General features: G+C 66.4%; 11 protein-coding genes. 3 read left to right on the top strand and 8 right to left on the bottom strand.

The features are described 5' to 3' along the window. Nucleotides 1-10 precede the first annotated feature (10 nt). From ABIC66_RS14075 to ABIC66_RS14040, 8 genes are all read right to left on the bottom strand, one after another. On the bottom strand, nt 11-1,048 hold the full coding sequence (locus tag ABIC66_RS14075; RefSeq protein WP_354070916.1) for a glycosyltransferase family 4 protein: 1,038 nt from the start codon (nt 1,046-1,048) through the stop codon (nt 11-13). A 10-nt stretch (nt 1,049-1,058) separates the two neighbouring features. Then, nucleotides 1,059-2,096, bottom strand: a complete 1,038-nt coding sequence (locus ABIC66_RS14070) for a glycosyltransferase family 4 protein (protein ID WP_354070915.1) — start codon at nt 2,094-2,096, stop codon at nt 1,059-1,061. 3 nt (nt 2,097-2,099) lie between these two features. Further along, on the bottom strand, nt 2,100-3,227 hold the full coding sequence (locus ABIC66_RS14065; protein ID WP_354070914.1) for a DegT/DnrJ/EryC1/StrS family aminotransferase: 1,128 nt from the start codon (nt 3,225-3,227) through the stop codon (nt 2,100-2,102). Then, nucleotides 3,224-3,856, bottom strand: a complete 633-nt coding sequence (locus tag ABIC66_RS14060) for an acetyltransferase (RefSeq protein WP_354070913.1) — start codon at nt 3,854-3,856, stop codon at nt 3,224-3,226. The genes ABIC66_RS14065 and ABIC66_RS14060 overlap by 4 nt, the downstream gene beginning before the upstream one ends. Further along, on the bottom strand, nt 3,856-4,833 hold the full coding sequence (gene gmd, locus ABIC66_RS14055; RefSeq protein WP_354070912.1) for a GDP-mannose 4,6-dehydratase: 978 nt from the start codon (nt 4,831-4,833) through the stop codon (nt 3,856-3,858). The genes ABIC66_RS14060 and gmd overlap by 1 nt, the downstream gene beginning before the upstream one ends. Before the next feature lie 120 nt (nt 4,834-4,953). After that, on the bottom strand, nt 4,954-6,261 hold the full coding sequence (locus ABIC66_RS14050) for an HlyD family type I secretion periplasmic adaptor subunit (protein WP_354070911.1): 1,308 nt from the start codon (nt 6,259-6,261) through the stop codon (nt 4,954-4,956). 64 nt (nt 6,262-6,325) lie between these two features. Next, entirely contained in the window at nt 6,326-8,047 is a 1,722-nt protein-coding gene (locus ABIC66_RS14045) for a type I secretion system permease/ATPase (RefSeq protein WP_354071278.1), read from the bottom strand. Nucleotides 8,048-8,311: 264 nt separating this feature from the next. Continuing rightward, nucleotides 8,312-11,206 carry a beta strand repeat-containing protein gene (locus ABIC66_RS14040; protein ID WP_354070910.1) on the bottom strand — a complete coding sequence of 965 codons (2,895 nt, stop codon included), beginning with the start codon at nt 11,204-11,206 and terminating at the stop codon, nt 8,312-8,314. Nucleotides 11,207-11,469: 263 nt separating this feature from the next. Between ABIC66_RS14040 and ABIC66_RS14035 the strand changes: the two genes are divergently transcribed. The 3 genes from ABIC66_RS14035 to ABIC66_RS14025 all read left to right on the top strand — a co-directional run bounded on the left by ABIC66_RS14035 (nt 11,470) and on the right by ABIC66_RS14025 (nt 14,683). Beyond that, nucleotides 11,470-11,769, top strand: coding sequence for a helix-turn-helix domain-containing protein (locus ABIC66_RS14035; protein WP_354070909.1), 300 nt, complete (start codon nt 11,470-11,472; stop codon nt 11,767-11,769). A 68-nt stretch (nt 11,770-11,837) separates the two neighbouring features. Then, on the top strand, nt 11,838-13,340 hold the full coding sequence (locus ABIC66_RS14030; protein ID WP_354070908.1) for a hypothetical protein: 1,503 nt from the start codon (nt 11,838-11,840) through the stop codon (nt 13,338-13,340). A gap of 83 nt (nt 13,341-13,423) precedes the next feature. Continuing rightward, nucleotides 13,424-14,683 carry an FkbM family methyltransferase gene (locus ABIC66_RS14025; RefSeq protein WP_354070907.1) on the top strand — a complete coding sequence of 420 codons (1,260 nt, stop codon included), beginning with the start codon at nt 13,424-13,426 and terminating at the stop codon, nt 14,681-14,683. The last annotated feature ends 1 nt before the right edge of the window (nt 14,684 follow it).

Here is a 14,684-nt window from a genome sequence, read left to right as displayed (position 1 = left end):
AATTTGTGGCTTAATCAAGAAGACGGCGGACCGTCTCCTCCCATGTAACATTCTTGTCGCGCCAGAGATCACGCGCCGTATTCCCGAGGGATATCGCCCGCGCCCTGTCCGACGTCAAACCATGCAACGCTTGAGCCAGCGCTTCGGCCTCAGGTTCGGCGACCGCGCCGGTGTCCGCGCTGACGATTTCCAGCAGGCCGCCCGAGTCCGTGACGGTCAGGACGGCCTTGCCGGCGGCGAAGGCCTCCATCGTCACGTAGCCCACGCTGTCCTCGTCGAACGGCAGATAGGCGCAGATCAGGGCCCCATTGGCCCAGCGGGCGATGTCGGCGCGCGGGTGGAAGCCGAAGCGAAGGTCGACCCGGTCCTTCAGGTCCAGATCCTCGACCAGCTTGGTCAGCCGATCGGCATAGGCCTGGTTCTCCGGCGGTCCGGCGATGACCAGGCGCGGCCCGTTCGGCAACAGGGCCAGGGCCTCGATCAGCAGGTGCTGGCGTTTGCCCGCCGCGACCCGGCCGCCGGCGAAGACATAGTCGCCATGGTCGCCGCCGGTGAACAGCTCGCCATCGTTCAGCGGCGGATACAGGACCTGGCTCGCCACGCCGTTGAACTTCATCAGCCGGTTCTGGGTGACCGGCGAGTTGCAGTAGATCTTGCGGCACTCGGCGAAGCACGCGTTGTCCGCCGCCCGGATCGCCGCCTTCACCGCCCTGCCCGTCTCGTCGAAATCCAGGTGGCTTTGGCCGGCTTCGGACAGGTCGTAGGCCTGGCGGAACTGGTGCAGCAGCCACAGCACCTTGTCCTGGTGCGGGATCAGATAGGCCGGGAACTTCAGGCCGATCACGCGATCGACGTTATAGAGACGCATGCCCTTGGAGATCAGCATCTCCTCGATCAGGCGCTCCGCCGGCTCCCAGGTGAAGGGCACGCGCACCAACTCGGACTGGACACCGGGCGTGGCGTTCAGGCGGCGGACCAGGTGGTCGGCCAGCTCCTCGGCGCCGCCGCGTTGGAACGGCGCGGCGTTGTTGACGACCAGGACCTTCATGCCGGCCTTCTCATGCGGTCAGCCGCTCCACGACGGTGCTCCAGTCGATCTTCATTTCGGCCAGGCGGTTCAGCGAGGCGGTCCCCATCTTGGCGACGCCCTGCCTGTCGGCGTGCAGGCGATCGAACTGCTCGGCCAGAGCGCGTGGATCCGGCTCGCTGATCAGGCCGTTGCGGCCATGCTCGACCAGCTCCAGCACGCCGCCGGAGTCGGTGGTGGTGATGACGGCTTTGCGCGCGTGGGCGCCCTCCAGCGACGGATAGCCATAGCTGTCCTCGTCCTTGGGTAGGTAGGCGACCGCCAGCGCCGCCTTCAGCATTTCGGCCTTTTCGTCCTCGCTGATCCAGCGGTCCTCCAGGATCACGCGATCCTGGACACCGAGGTCGCGGGTCATCTGAACCAGTTGCCGGCCGTATTCGGCGCTGGACGCCGTGCCGGCCAGGCGAAGCTTCACGCCGGTCTTCACGTGCTGCATGGCCTCGATCATCAGGGCCTGGCGCTTGTGCGGCTCCAGACGCGAGATCGCGACGATCTCGTCGCCATAGCCGGTGTGGGTGAAGCGCTCGGGCTGATAGACCGGCGGATACAGCGGCGTGGCGTCTAGGCCGTTGAACGTCTTCAGGCGGTCGGCCACGACTTGCGAGTTGGTGAACACCGCCCGGCTCTCGGCGATGGCCCGGGTGTCCAGGGCCCGCAGGTTGTCGCGAATGGCGCGATGCTGCGTGTCGTCGGGCATGCCGCGATAGGGCGTGTCCCACAGGTCGTAGAAGGTGCGAATGTGGTGGATGAACCACAGCACCTTGTTCGGATGATCCACCACATAGGCGGGCGGCCGGAAGCAGATGACCCGGTCGCACCACTGGGTCAGGTCGATCAGGCGCCAGGCGGCGATCTGGTGCAGGATCTCGTTCGGATCGTCGGTGAACGGCAGATAGAACCGTTCGACCTCATGCCCCGCCTCGACGAGCTTCTCCTCGAGCCACTCGACGATGAAGCGCGCTCCGCCGTTGATGAACGGCACGATCGAGGAGAGCAGGACGATCCGCATGGCTTAGACCAGCACCTGGTCCAGGGCGGCGACGATGCGGTCGATGTCGGCTTCGGAGAGACCCGCGTGGGTCGGCAGGTTCAGGCCGTCGGCGCCGCAGGCCTCGGCGGTCGCGAGATCGCCATTGGCCAGGTGGGCGTAGGGCGGCATCACGTGCATCGGGTGGAACACCGGACGGCTCTCGATGCCCAGGGCGTCCAGGTCCTTGATCACCTGGTCACGCGAGGTCGACAGGCCCTCGCCCAGACGCACGGTGTACATCCAGAACACATGGCGGCCAGTCGGCTCGACATACGGCTTGATCACCCGGTTGCCCAGGCGCGTCAGCTTCTCGTCGTACCAGGCCACGACCTGCTCGCGGGCGTCGAGGTGGACGTCGACCCGTTCCAGCTGGGCCAGGCCGATGGCGGCCTGGATGTTGGTCATGCGGTAATTGTAGCCGACGATCGGGAACCAGTAGCGGCGGTTGGGGTCCATGCCCTGGCCGCGCAGCAGGCGCATCTTGGCGGCCAGGTCGTCGTCGTCGGTGGTGATCATCCCGCCTTCGCCGGTGGTGATGATCTTGTTGCCGAAGAAGCTGAAGGTGGCGCAGGTCCCCAGCGAACCGGACTTCTTGCCCTTGTAGGTGGCGCCGACGGCCTCGGCGGCGTCCTCGACGACCTTCAGGCCGTGCTTCCTGGCGACGTCAAGGATCGGGTCCATGTCGCAGACCTGGCCGTACAGGTGCACCGGCATGATCGCCTTGGTGCGCGGCGTGATCAGCGCCTCCAGCTTGGCCGGGTCCAAATTGAAGGTGCGCGGATCGTTGTCGATCAGCACTGGCGTCGCGCCGCAATAGGTCACCGCGTTGGCCGAGGCGATATAGGTCAGGCTGGGCACGATCACCTCGTCGCCCGGACCGATGTCCAAGGCCACCAGTGCCAGGTGCAGGGCCGTCGTGCCGTTGTTGCAGGCGATCGCGTTGCGCACGCCGCAGTACTCGGCGAAGCCCTTCTCGAATTCCGAGATGAAGCGGCCGACCGACGAGATCCAGGTGGTGTCCATGCACTCGAGGACGTATTCGCGCTCCTTGCCGTCGAGGCGCGGGGCGGCGACGGAAATCCTGGGCAGGGTGTTCGCCGGACTGGTCATGGCCGGTCTCCTTTGATTTGGGCCGGAACGCCGACAGCGAGGACGCCGTCCGGGAGGTCTCGCACGACGACGCCGCCCGCGCCGACGGTGGTGTCCGCGCCGATGGTCACACCCGGGATCACCCGCGCGCCGACGCCGAGGAAGGCGCGCTCGCCGAGGGTCACGCCGCCGGCCAGGGCCGAGGCGGGCCCCAGGTGACAGGCCGCGCCTAGGCGGCAGTCGTGATCCACGACCGCGCCCGTATTGATGATCGCCAGATCGCCGATCTGGCTGTCGGCGTTGATCGCCACGCCGGCCATCACCGCGATTCCTTCGCCCAGCTGGGCGGTCGGCGAGACGATGGCCGAGGGGTGGATGGCGTTGACCAGGGTGAAGCCCTGCTCGCGCGCCCGACGACCCAGCTTCTCGCGCAGTCGGTTGTCGCCGATCGCCACGAACAGTTTCGAGAGCCCTTGCGCGCGCAGCCCTGGCAGGGCCAGGTCGTCGCCCACGACCGGCGCGCCCAGCACCTCGCGCGGGGTGGGATCGGCGTCGACGATCGCCGCGACCGTCTCGCCCGAGGCCCGCAGGCTCTCGATGACCACTTTCGCGTGGCCGCCGCCGCCGATGATGACGACGCCGGAGCTCATCAGGTCCTGGACCGGCGCTGGAGGTCGGCCTCGACCATTTCGGCGATCATGTCCTGCATGGTCGTGGTGGGCTCCCAGCCCAGCTTGGCCTTGGCCTTGCTCGGATCGCCCAGCAGCAGGTCGACCTCGGCCGGGCGCAGGAACTTCGGATTGATCGTGATGTGGTCCTGGTAGTTCAGGCCGACCGTGGCGAAGGCCACCTCGCACATCTGACGCACCGTCCAGGTCTTGCCGGTGGCGACCACATAGTCGTCCGGGTTTTCCTGTTGCAGCATCAGCCACATGGCCTCGACATAGTCGCGGGCGTGCCCCCAGTCACGCTTGGCGTCCAGATTGCCCAGCTCGACGGTCTTCTGCTGGCCCAGCTTGATGGCCGCCACCGCGTCGGTGACCTTACGCGTCACGAACTCGATGCCACGCAGCGGGCTCTCGTGGTTGAACAGGATGCCGGCCGAGGCGTGCAAGCCGAAGCTCTCGCGATAGTTCACCGTCATCCAGTGGGCGTAGAGCTTGGCCACCGCGTACGGCGAGCGCGGGTAGAACGGGGTGGTCTCCGACTGGATCGGATGCTGCACCAGGCCGTACATCTCCGACGACGACGCCTGATAGAAGCGGGCCTGCGGGCATTCCAGCCGCACGGCCTCCAGCATGTTGGTGGCCCCCAGGCCCGTGACCGAGCCGGTCAGGTGCGGCTGGTCCCACGAGGCGCCGACGAAGCTCTGGGCGGCGAGGTTATAGATCTCATCCGGCTGCAGCCGGCGCATCAGGCGTGACAGGCCGCCCTCGTCCAGCAAATCGCCGAGTTCGAAGCGGATGTCGTCATAGACTCCAACCCAGCGCAGACGGTCGCCGATCACGTCGGCCGAGGCCGAGCGGCGCAGCATGCCGTGAACGGTATAGCCCTTCTCCAGCAGCAGCTTGGCGAGATAGGCGCCGTCCTGACCGGTCACACCGGTGATCAATGCCGTCTTCGCCATACGCTCCCGTCGACTCCAGTAACAACGAAGGGTCCTGACTACACTATTGGCGCCGATTGGAAAGCGGCCTTACGCCGCTTTCCGAAAGGCGTGAGAAATCAGGCGGTTGAAAACCGGACTCTACTCCTCGCGCATCGTGGTGCGCAGGGTGTCGCGCAGCGGCGAGAACAGATACTGCAGCACCGTGCGCTCACCCGTCGGCACGATCACCTGGGCCGGCATGCCGGCGGTGACCTTGCTGCGGAACTGCGGCGGCAACTGCTTCACATCGACCCGGACGATCCCGAGGAAATAGGCGGTCTTGCCCTCAGGATCGCTCAACCGGTCGCGCGACACCGATTCGATCTTGCCGTTCAGGATCGGGATCTCCCGCGAGTGGAACGACGGCAGACGCACCTCGGTGACCATGCCGGCATGGACGTTGTCGACGTCGGTGGGCGCGAAATGGGCCTGGATGACGAAGGCTTCGTCGTTGGGCGCGATATCGATCAGCGGCTCGGCGGGGCGCACGACGGCGCCCTCGGTGAAGAAGCGGAGATTCTGGGCGGTGCCGCTAACCGGCGAGACGATATTGATCCGGCGCTGCTGATCGGACGCCACCACCTCCTTTTCGGTCACCTCGGCCAGTTTCGCGCGGGTTTCGGCGATGTTCTGGCTGACTTCCTCGAAGAAGGTCTGACGGATCTGGCGGATCTTCAGCTGGGTTTCGCCGATGCCCTGCACGGCCTTGGAGCGGTCGGCGGTCAGTCGGCCGATCGAACCCGACAACGAGGCTTGCTCACGCTCCAGCGCCAGCAGGCGCGGTCGCGGCACCAGACCCTTGTCGTAGATCTTCCGCAGGTCGTTGAGCTCGTCCTGGATGTAGCCCAGCTGATCCTTCAGGCCTTGGGTCTGACGGTCGATGCCTTCGATCTCGCTCTGATACTGGTCGCGCTGGGCGTTCATCAGGTCGGTCTGACCAGCGATCGTCTGCCGGCGCTCGATGAACTGCGCCTGCTCGTCGGCGATCGCACGTCCGACCATCGGGTCGGCGCGTTGGCTGGTCAGCTCCTGCGGGAAATCGATCGTCGCGCGCTGGTCGCGCTCGGCCAGGAGGCGCGCCTCCATCGCTTTCAGGGTCACGTACTGGTTCTTGGTGATGCCCGCCGCGGCGTTGGCCTGGGTCGGGTCCAGTTCGAACAGCAGTTGCCCCGCCTGCACCCTCTCGCCCTCGCGCACCAGGATCCTGCGCAGAATGCCGCCTTCCAGGTGCTGAATGGTCTTGCGGTTGCCCTCGGCCGAGATGACGCCGTTGGCGATCACGGCGCTGTCGAGCGGCGCGAACATCGCCCAGATCAGACCCACGAACATGAGCGCGATCACCGCGTAGCCGATACGGGCCACGCCTTTGTAGTTGTCCGTCGGACGCTGGATCTTGGGGGGCTTCATCTTGTCTTCAGCCTGATGGGCGCGTCCCGTGGACGGCTTTAGAAATGGGATGCGAACGGACGGATCAGTTGGCGCGGATCGGCGTGGGCGTCGGGGCCTGCGGCGGCGCGGCCCCGGTCAGCTTGGCCAGCATGACGTCCCGCTCGCCAAAATCGGCGATGACGCCTTGATTGACCACCATGATGTAGTCGGCCTGGCTGAGCAGGTTCACCTTGTGCGTGGCGAAGATAACCGTGCGCTTGGCCGCCTTCAGGTGGTTCATCGCCTCCATCAGAGCGATCTCGCCCGTCTGGTCGAGGCTGGCGTTCGGCTCGTCCAGCACCAGCAGAGCCGGCATGCGGTAGATCGAACGGGCCAAGGCCAGGCGCTGACGCTGGCCGCCCGACAGCGAGGCGCCGCCTTCGCCGATCGGCGTGTCGTAGCCCATCGGCAGGGCCTGGATCATTTCGTGCACGCCCGCCAGGGTCGCGGCCTGGATCACTTCCTGCGCCTCGAACTCGGTGAAGCGGGCGATGTTCTGGGCCACGGTGCCAGAAAACAGTTCGATGTCTTGCGGCAGATAGCCGATGTGGCGGCCCAGCTTCTCCGGATCCCACTGCTTGATGTCGTAACCGTCGAGGCGGATGACGCCCGCCACACAGGGCCATACGCCGACGATGCCGCGCAGCAGCGAAGACTTGCCCGCGCCGCTGGGACCGACGATGCCGACCGAAGTGCCCGCTTCGATGCGGAAGCTGGCCTGGCGCAAGGTCGGCGCCTGCGAGCCAGGCGGCAGGATCGAAGCGGCCTCGGCCGAGAGCACGCCGCGCGGCTCGGGCAGCGGCATGTGATCGCTGGCGTCCCGCTCCTCGCGCAGCATGACTTGCAGGCGGTCCCACGAGCTTCGCGCCGCCAGCAGGCCCTTCCATTGGCCGACGGCGCCTTCGATGGGCGCGAGGGCGCGGCCGACCAGGATCGAGCCGGCGATCATCGAGCCCGCCGAGATCTTGCCCTGGATGGCCAGATAGGCGCCCCCGCCCAGGATCAGGGTCTGCACCACCTGGCGGAACACCTTGATGCTCGACATCACCGCGCCGCCTGCGTCGCTGGCCGAGGCCTGCCAGGCCACTTGCTCGTCACGACGGACCCGCCACCGGGCTTGCAGGCCGCCCCACATGCCCATGGCCTTCATGACCTCGGCGTTGCGCAGGGTCGAGCCGGCGTCGCTCTGGGCGGCGATCGAGGCCATGGTGGCCATCTGGATCGGGTTCTTCGTGGAGCGATCGTTCATCACGGCCAGGCCGAAGATGATGAAGCAGCTGATGATGGCCAGGATCCCGAAATAGGGATGCAGCACCCACGAGACGATAATGAACACCGGCGTCCACGGCGCGTCGCAAAAGGCGATCAGGCCGCCGGTCATGAACTCGCGCACCGTGTCCATGTCGCGGAACGCTTGGCCGCCCTGCCCGCGCCGGTTCAGCGTCGAGTCCAGAACCGCCTTGAAGATCGGGTCTCGCGCCACACCGTCGAACTTCAGGCCGCCCCGCACCAGCACCTGGGTGCGTAGGGCTTCGAGCAGGCCGTAGATCACGAACAGGAAGACGCAGATCACCGTCAGGACGATGAGGGTCGCGACATTGCGGCTCGACAGGACGCGGTCATAGACCTGCAGCATGTAGAGCGGGCTGACCAGCGCTAGAATGTTGATGAAGAAGCTGAACACCATGGCGGTGACCACCGCCGGCTTCGCGACCAGGACAGCCTGATCGAGGATGGTTGGCTTCTCGCCGGAGCGGGTGAAGATCATTTCGAGCCTTCAAGACGCCGCGCCGAATAGCGGGGCCGTATACAGTAACAACTTAGGTCGCGTCTCGACCATGAAATTGTGGCGGAAAAGGAGCAGCCGCCGCAACTTGGCTAGAACATACGACCGCGCCCCGCGCAAGCGGACTTGAGGGGAACGTAAGGCGGTCGGTCCCACAAAAGAAAACGCCGCCCCGGAAAACCGGAGCGGCGCAGTCTTCAGTCCCGATGTCGGCCGTGACGGGTCACGGCCGGATCACGGGTCTTAGTTACCGAGCGTGAACAGGTCGGCGCCCGAGAAGGCGGCCGTCGACAGGTCAACGATACCGGTCAGCTTGACGACTTGGTCAGCGCCGTTTTGGAACGTCGCGGCCGCGCTGTTGTCGAGCACGATATAGGTGTCGCCAGCGTAGGTGAACCACGTGGCGTGCGTATTCACGTTGCCAACGCCCGCCGCCGCAGCGTCGAGGAAGTCGGCGAACGCGGCCGTAGCGCCCAGCGTGATCTTGTCCGACAGGGCGAACGTCGCGTTGGTCGTGCCGGCGGTAGCCAGAGCCGACACGTCGAGGGTGTCGAACGCCGTGGCGCTGACAGCCTTAGAAGTGAAGTCGGTGATCGTGGCGTAGGTGTTGCCGTTGGCGTTCGCACCCAGGATGACCGTATCGGCGCCGCCACCGGTGGTGACAACGTCGAGGCCAGCGCCCGTGGTGATCGTGTCGGCCTTGGCGCCGCCCGTGATCGTGTCAGCCGCCGCAGCGCCCACCAGGGTGTTGGTGTTCGTCGAGCTGCCGGTGATCGTGGTCGCACCGGTCGTGACGGCCGAGGTGTACGAGATCACGCCGGTGGAGGCGTGAGCATCGAACGTGCGCAGGGCGGTCAGAGCGGTGTTGGTCAGGGTCAGACCAGCCGAACCCGTGACGGTCACCGACTTGGCGGTGGCGTCGGTCAGGGTCAGCGTGTCGACGTGAGCGGTGGTGTTGGTGTCCACAGCGTTGATCGTGACATTCTCGACGCCGGTCAGGACCAGCGTGCCGGCCGCCGTGGCGCCCGACGACGAGATGTTGACGGTCGCCGCGTCAGACGTGCCGCTCGAGTCGGCCAGGTTGTAGGTCACGGTTTGACCCGGAGCACCCGTGTAGGTGATCGCGGTGCCGGCGGCGACGTTGGAGAACGTCGAAGCGCCGCCGATGGCGCCCGAGATCGACAGACCGGTGAAGCCCGTGGCGTTGAACGAACCGGTCGAAGCCGCGGCCAGACCCAGGGTTTCGAAGCCCGAGATCTTGCCGTTCGCCGAGGCGTCGAAGCCGCCAGCGATGTTGGCCACGAACGTGTCGGTGCCAGCGCCGCCAACCAGGCTCTTGGTCGGAGCGGCGTTCGCCTGAACCGTGTCGTTACCAGCGCCACCGGCGAAGGTGGCGAGGGTGGCGTCCAGCGTGATCTTGCTGGCGCCGGTGGTGGCGGTGGTGTCAACCGTCTTCACGTTGGCCAGGGCCGACACGTCAGCGACCAGACCAGCCGAACCGCTCACCGTGACGGTAGCCAGATTGGCGGCCGACAGAGCGGTGAAGGTCACGACCTTGGTGCCCGAAACGTTCAGCGCGGTCAGGCCGGAGTCGCTGAAGTTCGCGACCGTAGCGGTAGCGGAGCCGCTAACGTTCAGGGTCTTGACTTCGTTGTTGACGTCGGTGATCGCGCCGACCGTGCCCGCGACCGAGAGGGCCAGGGTGGTGTTGGTCGGGGTGGTCAGGCTGTTGGTGAGCGAAACGGTGCCCGTGCCATTCAGCGACAGGTTGGTCAGAGCGTTCGAAGCGATGGTCGAACCAGCGCCCGTGCCCGTCAGCGAGACCGAGGTCAGCGTGCCAGCCTTGGTGGCCGAGACGCCGGTGTCGGCGATGGTCGCGGCGGCGCCGACGCCGGTGCCCGCAACGCCAACGGCGTTGTTGACGACCGTGACCGACGAAGCCGTGCCCGAGACGCCCACGGTGCCGGCGGTGATGCCGTCAGCGATGTTGAGCGTCGCGACGACCGTCGAACCACCCGTGATCGACACGTTGCCGGTCGCGTTTTGGGTCGAGGTCAGCGAGACGGCGGTCGTGCTGGCGGCCGTCAGCGTGGCGGCGCCAACCGACGTGACGCCCAGAGCGGTGACGCCCGAGAAGCCGGTCGAGTCAGCGGTCACAGCGGCGGTGCCGGTGATGTTGATGTTCTCGACGTTCGAGATCGTCACGGCGGCCGGAACGCCGGTGAAGGCGCCAACAGCGGTGATGTTCAGGGTGTCGGTGCCAGCGCCACCGTCGATCTTGTCGGCGACGGTCAGGGTGTCGGTGGTGCCGCCAGCGCCCGTCAGAGCGTTGATGACGTCGTTGGCGCTCGTGCCAACGAAGTTGTCAACGGCGTTCGTCAGGGCCGTCGTGACGCTCGGCGGAGCCGACGGATAGGCCGTGATGATGTTGATGCCGGCCGAGTTGTCGGTCGACAGAGCGCCGTCCGACAGGTCAGCGATCAGAGCGGCCGTCGCCTTGGCGTAACCACCGATGCCCGACACCGTGGCGGCGTTCAGGATTTCACCGATCAGGGCGGCCTTGACGGCCAGATCGATGTCGGCGGCGGCGGTCAGGCCGGTGTTCGCCTTAACGAAGTTGGTCAGGTAGGTGACGTTCTCGGCGCGGCTCAGATAGGCCACGGCGGCGGCGACATCGACGCCAGCGGCGGCGGCGGCGGCGTTGCCGATGATCTTATCGTAGGCGGTGGCGACGGTCTGAGCGACCGTGACCGAGCCATAAGCGGCCGCGAACGCGGCGGCGCCTTCACCCGCGCCGGTGGCGAGGTTGATCGAGAAGTTGATGAAGCGGTTTTCCTGAGCGAACTTCGAATAGTACGTGTCGTTCAGGTCGTTGGTGTTGGTGGTCGAGTTGACCAGGTAGGTCAGGCCGGCGACCGACGGAGCGTGACCGGTGAAGAACTGGTAGGTTTCGACGGCGACGGCCGTCGTGTTGTTCACCAGCTTCAACGTGTTCGTCATGGCGGTGGTGTCCGTGACACCCCCCGTCTGGGTCTGAGTCGCGTACGCGTCGAGCGTCAGCGTGGTGGCGGCGTCAGGCGCCTTACCAAGATTGGCCTTGGTGTAAGCGTCTACCAGTTGGGCCGTAGTGAGGGCCATGGATAGTCTCCCAAAAAAAATCCCACACCCCCTGCGACCTAGTGGCGCGCATGGGAGCAGCGAAGGCTATAGAGCAAACGTCATACGTCCACAATAGCTGAAATCGAGCTGTACAGCATTTTTCTAACCGGTACAGCAAATTCCTATATAGCGTTCCTTGTACCCCCGCCAAAAACGATGTACATATAATGCGATTTCGTCGGGTGGATGAGTGAGCGCGCGCCCGCGCCCCTCGCGCCGTACGAAGCGCGAGGTCCTTGATTATGTACGGTAATCCGCAACGCCGCAGCGCCTCGGAGGTTCAAGATCTCCGCAAGGAGGGCGGCCGCTGGCTGAAGGAACAGCGGGAGGCCGTGGGCCTGTCGCAACGGCAGCTCGCGGCCAAGGTCGGCGCCGACTACTACACCTTCATCTCTCAACTCGAGACGGGCCGCGGCCGCATTCCGCCGGACCGTTATCGCGACTGGGCCAAGGCCCTGGAGGTGTCGGAGAAGACATTCGTCCGTGAACTGCTCCGCTTCTACGACCCGATCACCTACGAGATCCTGTTCAGCGAAGACTAGTTCGGTTAGTCTGCCGCCGCCGGCGGGATCCGGCTGTCGTTTTTTAGGCTTGGGAAACTTCCAACCGCATGGCCGCACAGGTCCTCTCGTTCTTCCAGCGCTCGCCGCGCCATGCGCCGCAACCGGTTGACTGGAGCCAGCAGGAGCTGGCCGAGTTCTACCGCGTCGAGAGCGCCCTGATCCGCGCCGGTATCCGCGTCGGCACCGATCGCGGCATGAGCGACGAGAATGAGCCGTGGTTCGTCTTCTATCGTTCCGACGACGGCGAGGTGGTCATTCACTTCGCGCGGATCGATGGCGAGTATCTGATCGCTGGCGCCGCCTATGAAGAGATCGCCCGCGGGTTCGACTTCTCGACCCTGGTTCGCAATCTGGTCGCGCGCCATCCGCTGATCCGTCGCTCGGACAGCAACAGCAATCTGTCGATCCACCCCGCCGCCCTGCTGGTGGCCGTGGTCGGCACCGCCTTCTTCAAGACTGGCGAGGCGCGCGCGGCCGAGACCGGTCAGACCGGTGGTTCAAGCCACAGCCGTCCCGTGCTGTTGTCCTCCAGCGCCGGCCCTGTCCTGACGGGCGTCGCGCCGATGGCGTTCCAGCAGCCCACTTATGATTCCGTCCAGATGCCGGCCAACCAGGCCGTCCTGGTGCTGGCCGCGGCGCTGCTCGCGGCGGACTACGGCGTCGATACCGCCAGCATGGATCCCGGCGTTCGCGCGGCGCTCTCGGCCACCGCCGCCGCGCTGGACTTCGGCGGCGTCGGCGCGCCCGCCCAATCGGCCACCGACAGCGGCCTCGCCATCGCGCCCTCGACCCACGCGATGGTTGCGGACAGCACGCCGGCCCAGACCGTATCGAGCGTGCTGTCGCTGGTGGCGATCCTGTCGACGATGCCGCAATCGAACGAGGCCTCCACCTCGGCCGAGGGCTTGCTGGTCAGCGCCGCCGGGTCGGCAAATCACGACATCGCGCTGGCTTCGCTGCCCGTCGCGAATGAAAACGCGAACTGGGCGATCGACGTCCGGCTTGGCCTCAATTCAAGCGGCCTGCCGTCGGTCGAGGCGGTTCAGCTGGTGCGCGGACTGCTGGGCGACGCCACGCAGAAGATTCTGGTGATCGAAGTCGCCAAGCTGCCAGACGTGCTGGCCGATCTGATCGCCAAAGGCGAACACTACGCCGTCACGACACCAGCGCCCTTGACGCCGGATTCGGCGGCCCCGGCCCCAGCGCCGCCCGCCGAGGGTGGAGCGCCGCCCGTCGAAGGCAGCGTGGCGCCCCCGGTGACCACCCCGGTGGATCCGGGCCCGACACCGCACGAGCCGTCGCCGCCATCGACGCCGGCCTTCGCCGCGCCGGACCTGGTGAGGCAGTTCATCGACTTCTTCATCGCCCACACCAGCGGCGTCGAAGTGATGCAGCATGGCGCGGACATCGTCATGTTCGACAGCCGCATCCTCCATGACGCCAGCGCGGCTATTCACCTGACCGCGATGACCTTCGATTTCGCCGACGGCGGTTCGATCAGCCTGGTCGGGAATCATTCGTCCTTCCTGAACGACGGGATTCTGGTCTAGACGAACGTCGGGAGCCTCGCGCTCCCGATGTCGCGAGATCAGAGAGCGATGGCTTTTCCAGGCCGCGTTCGGGAAGGATTGACTTGAGGCCCGCACGCCTGGACCTGGCGATGAGTTCCGCCATGCGCGCTCCCGTCATCGAAACATCGAACGCTATACCAGATCCGAACGGGTCGGGTCCGCCGCCGCGCCGCCGCTTCGGATTCGCGCGCCGCCTGCTGGGGCCCGTGCTCTCGCCGCTGGCCAACTACGCCCGCCGCTATCTTCAGGCCAGCGTCGAGCACGAGCTGCACGAGGCGCGCAATCATCTGAACGTCCTCTCGGCCGAGTTGCACGCGGTGCACGCCCGCCTCGATCAGACCCATGCGCTGCTGCATGAGGCGCTAAAGCAAAACGACTCCACCGCTCGCGCCCTGTCGGCCCACCTGTCGCGTCTGGAGCCGCCGCTCGCGCGGATCGAGATGCGCGGCGACCGTCTCGGCGACGATCTGGCTCGCTTGCCCGGCCTGTTCGGCCCGCGCTTCGACGAGCTGGAAATCAAGCAGCGGCCGCTGATCGCCTATGATGACGAGTCGATGGCGATCCGTATGCGCGACGGCTATGTCCTGGCCCCGCGCGCCCTGCCCACCTTCGTGACCATGCTGGCCAACGCCACCAGCAAGGGCCTGGAGCCCGGCACCGGCGACGTGCTGCGCCGCCTGGTCCAGCCGGGCATGACCGTCGCCGACGTCGGGGCCAATATCGGCCTGCTGACCTTGCTGCTGGCCTGGGCCACCGGGCCGAGCGGCAAGGTCATCGCTTTCGAGCCCGAGGCCATTCCGCGCTCGAACCTCGAAAAGATGAAACATCTCAACGGCCTGTCGTGGGTCGAGGTGCGCGACCAGGCCGTGGGCGAGAAGCCCGGCCGCCTGACGTTCCACGTCAGCGACATCATCGGCCACAGCTCGCTCTACGCCCTGCCCGAGGCCGAGGAGGCCCGCACGGTCGAGGTCGAGGTGGTGCGCCTGGACGACGTCGCGCCGGCCAAGCGCATGGACGTGGTCAAGATCGACGTCGAGGGCGCCGAGCTGGACGTGCTGGCCGGCATGCGGGGCCTGATCGCCAAGAACCCCGACCTGGCCATCGTCGCCGAGTTCGGCCCCGAGCACCTGAAGCGCGTCGGCCAGACGCCCGCCCAGTGGTTCAAGGCCTTCACCGACGAGGGCTTCAAGGCCTACATCATCGACGAGGCGACCAGCGCGGCGGCGCCGACCAGCGCCAAGGCGGTCGCCAAGGTGGTCTCGGCCAACATCGCCTTCGTGCGCGCCGGCGGCGACGCCGAACGTCGCCTGCTGCAGCGCTAGG

It is taken from the genome of Caulobacter sp. 1776 (genome assembly GCF_040545685.1).
Taxonomy (GTDB): Bacteria; Pseudomonadota; Alphaproteobacteria; order Caulobacterales; family Caulobacteraceae; genus Caulobacter.
Note: the sequence above shows the minus strand (reverse complement) of the source record. Positions and strands in the feature narration are given on the sequence as shown.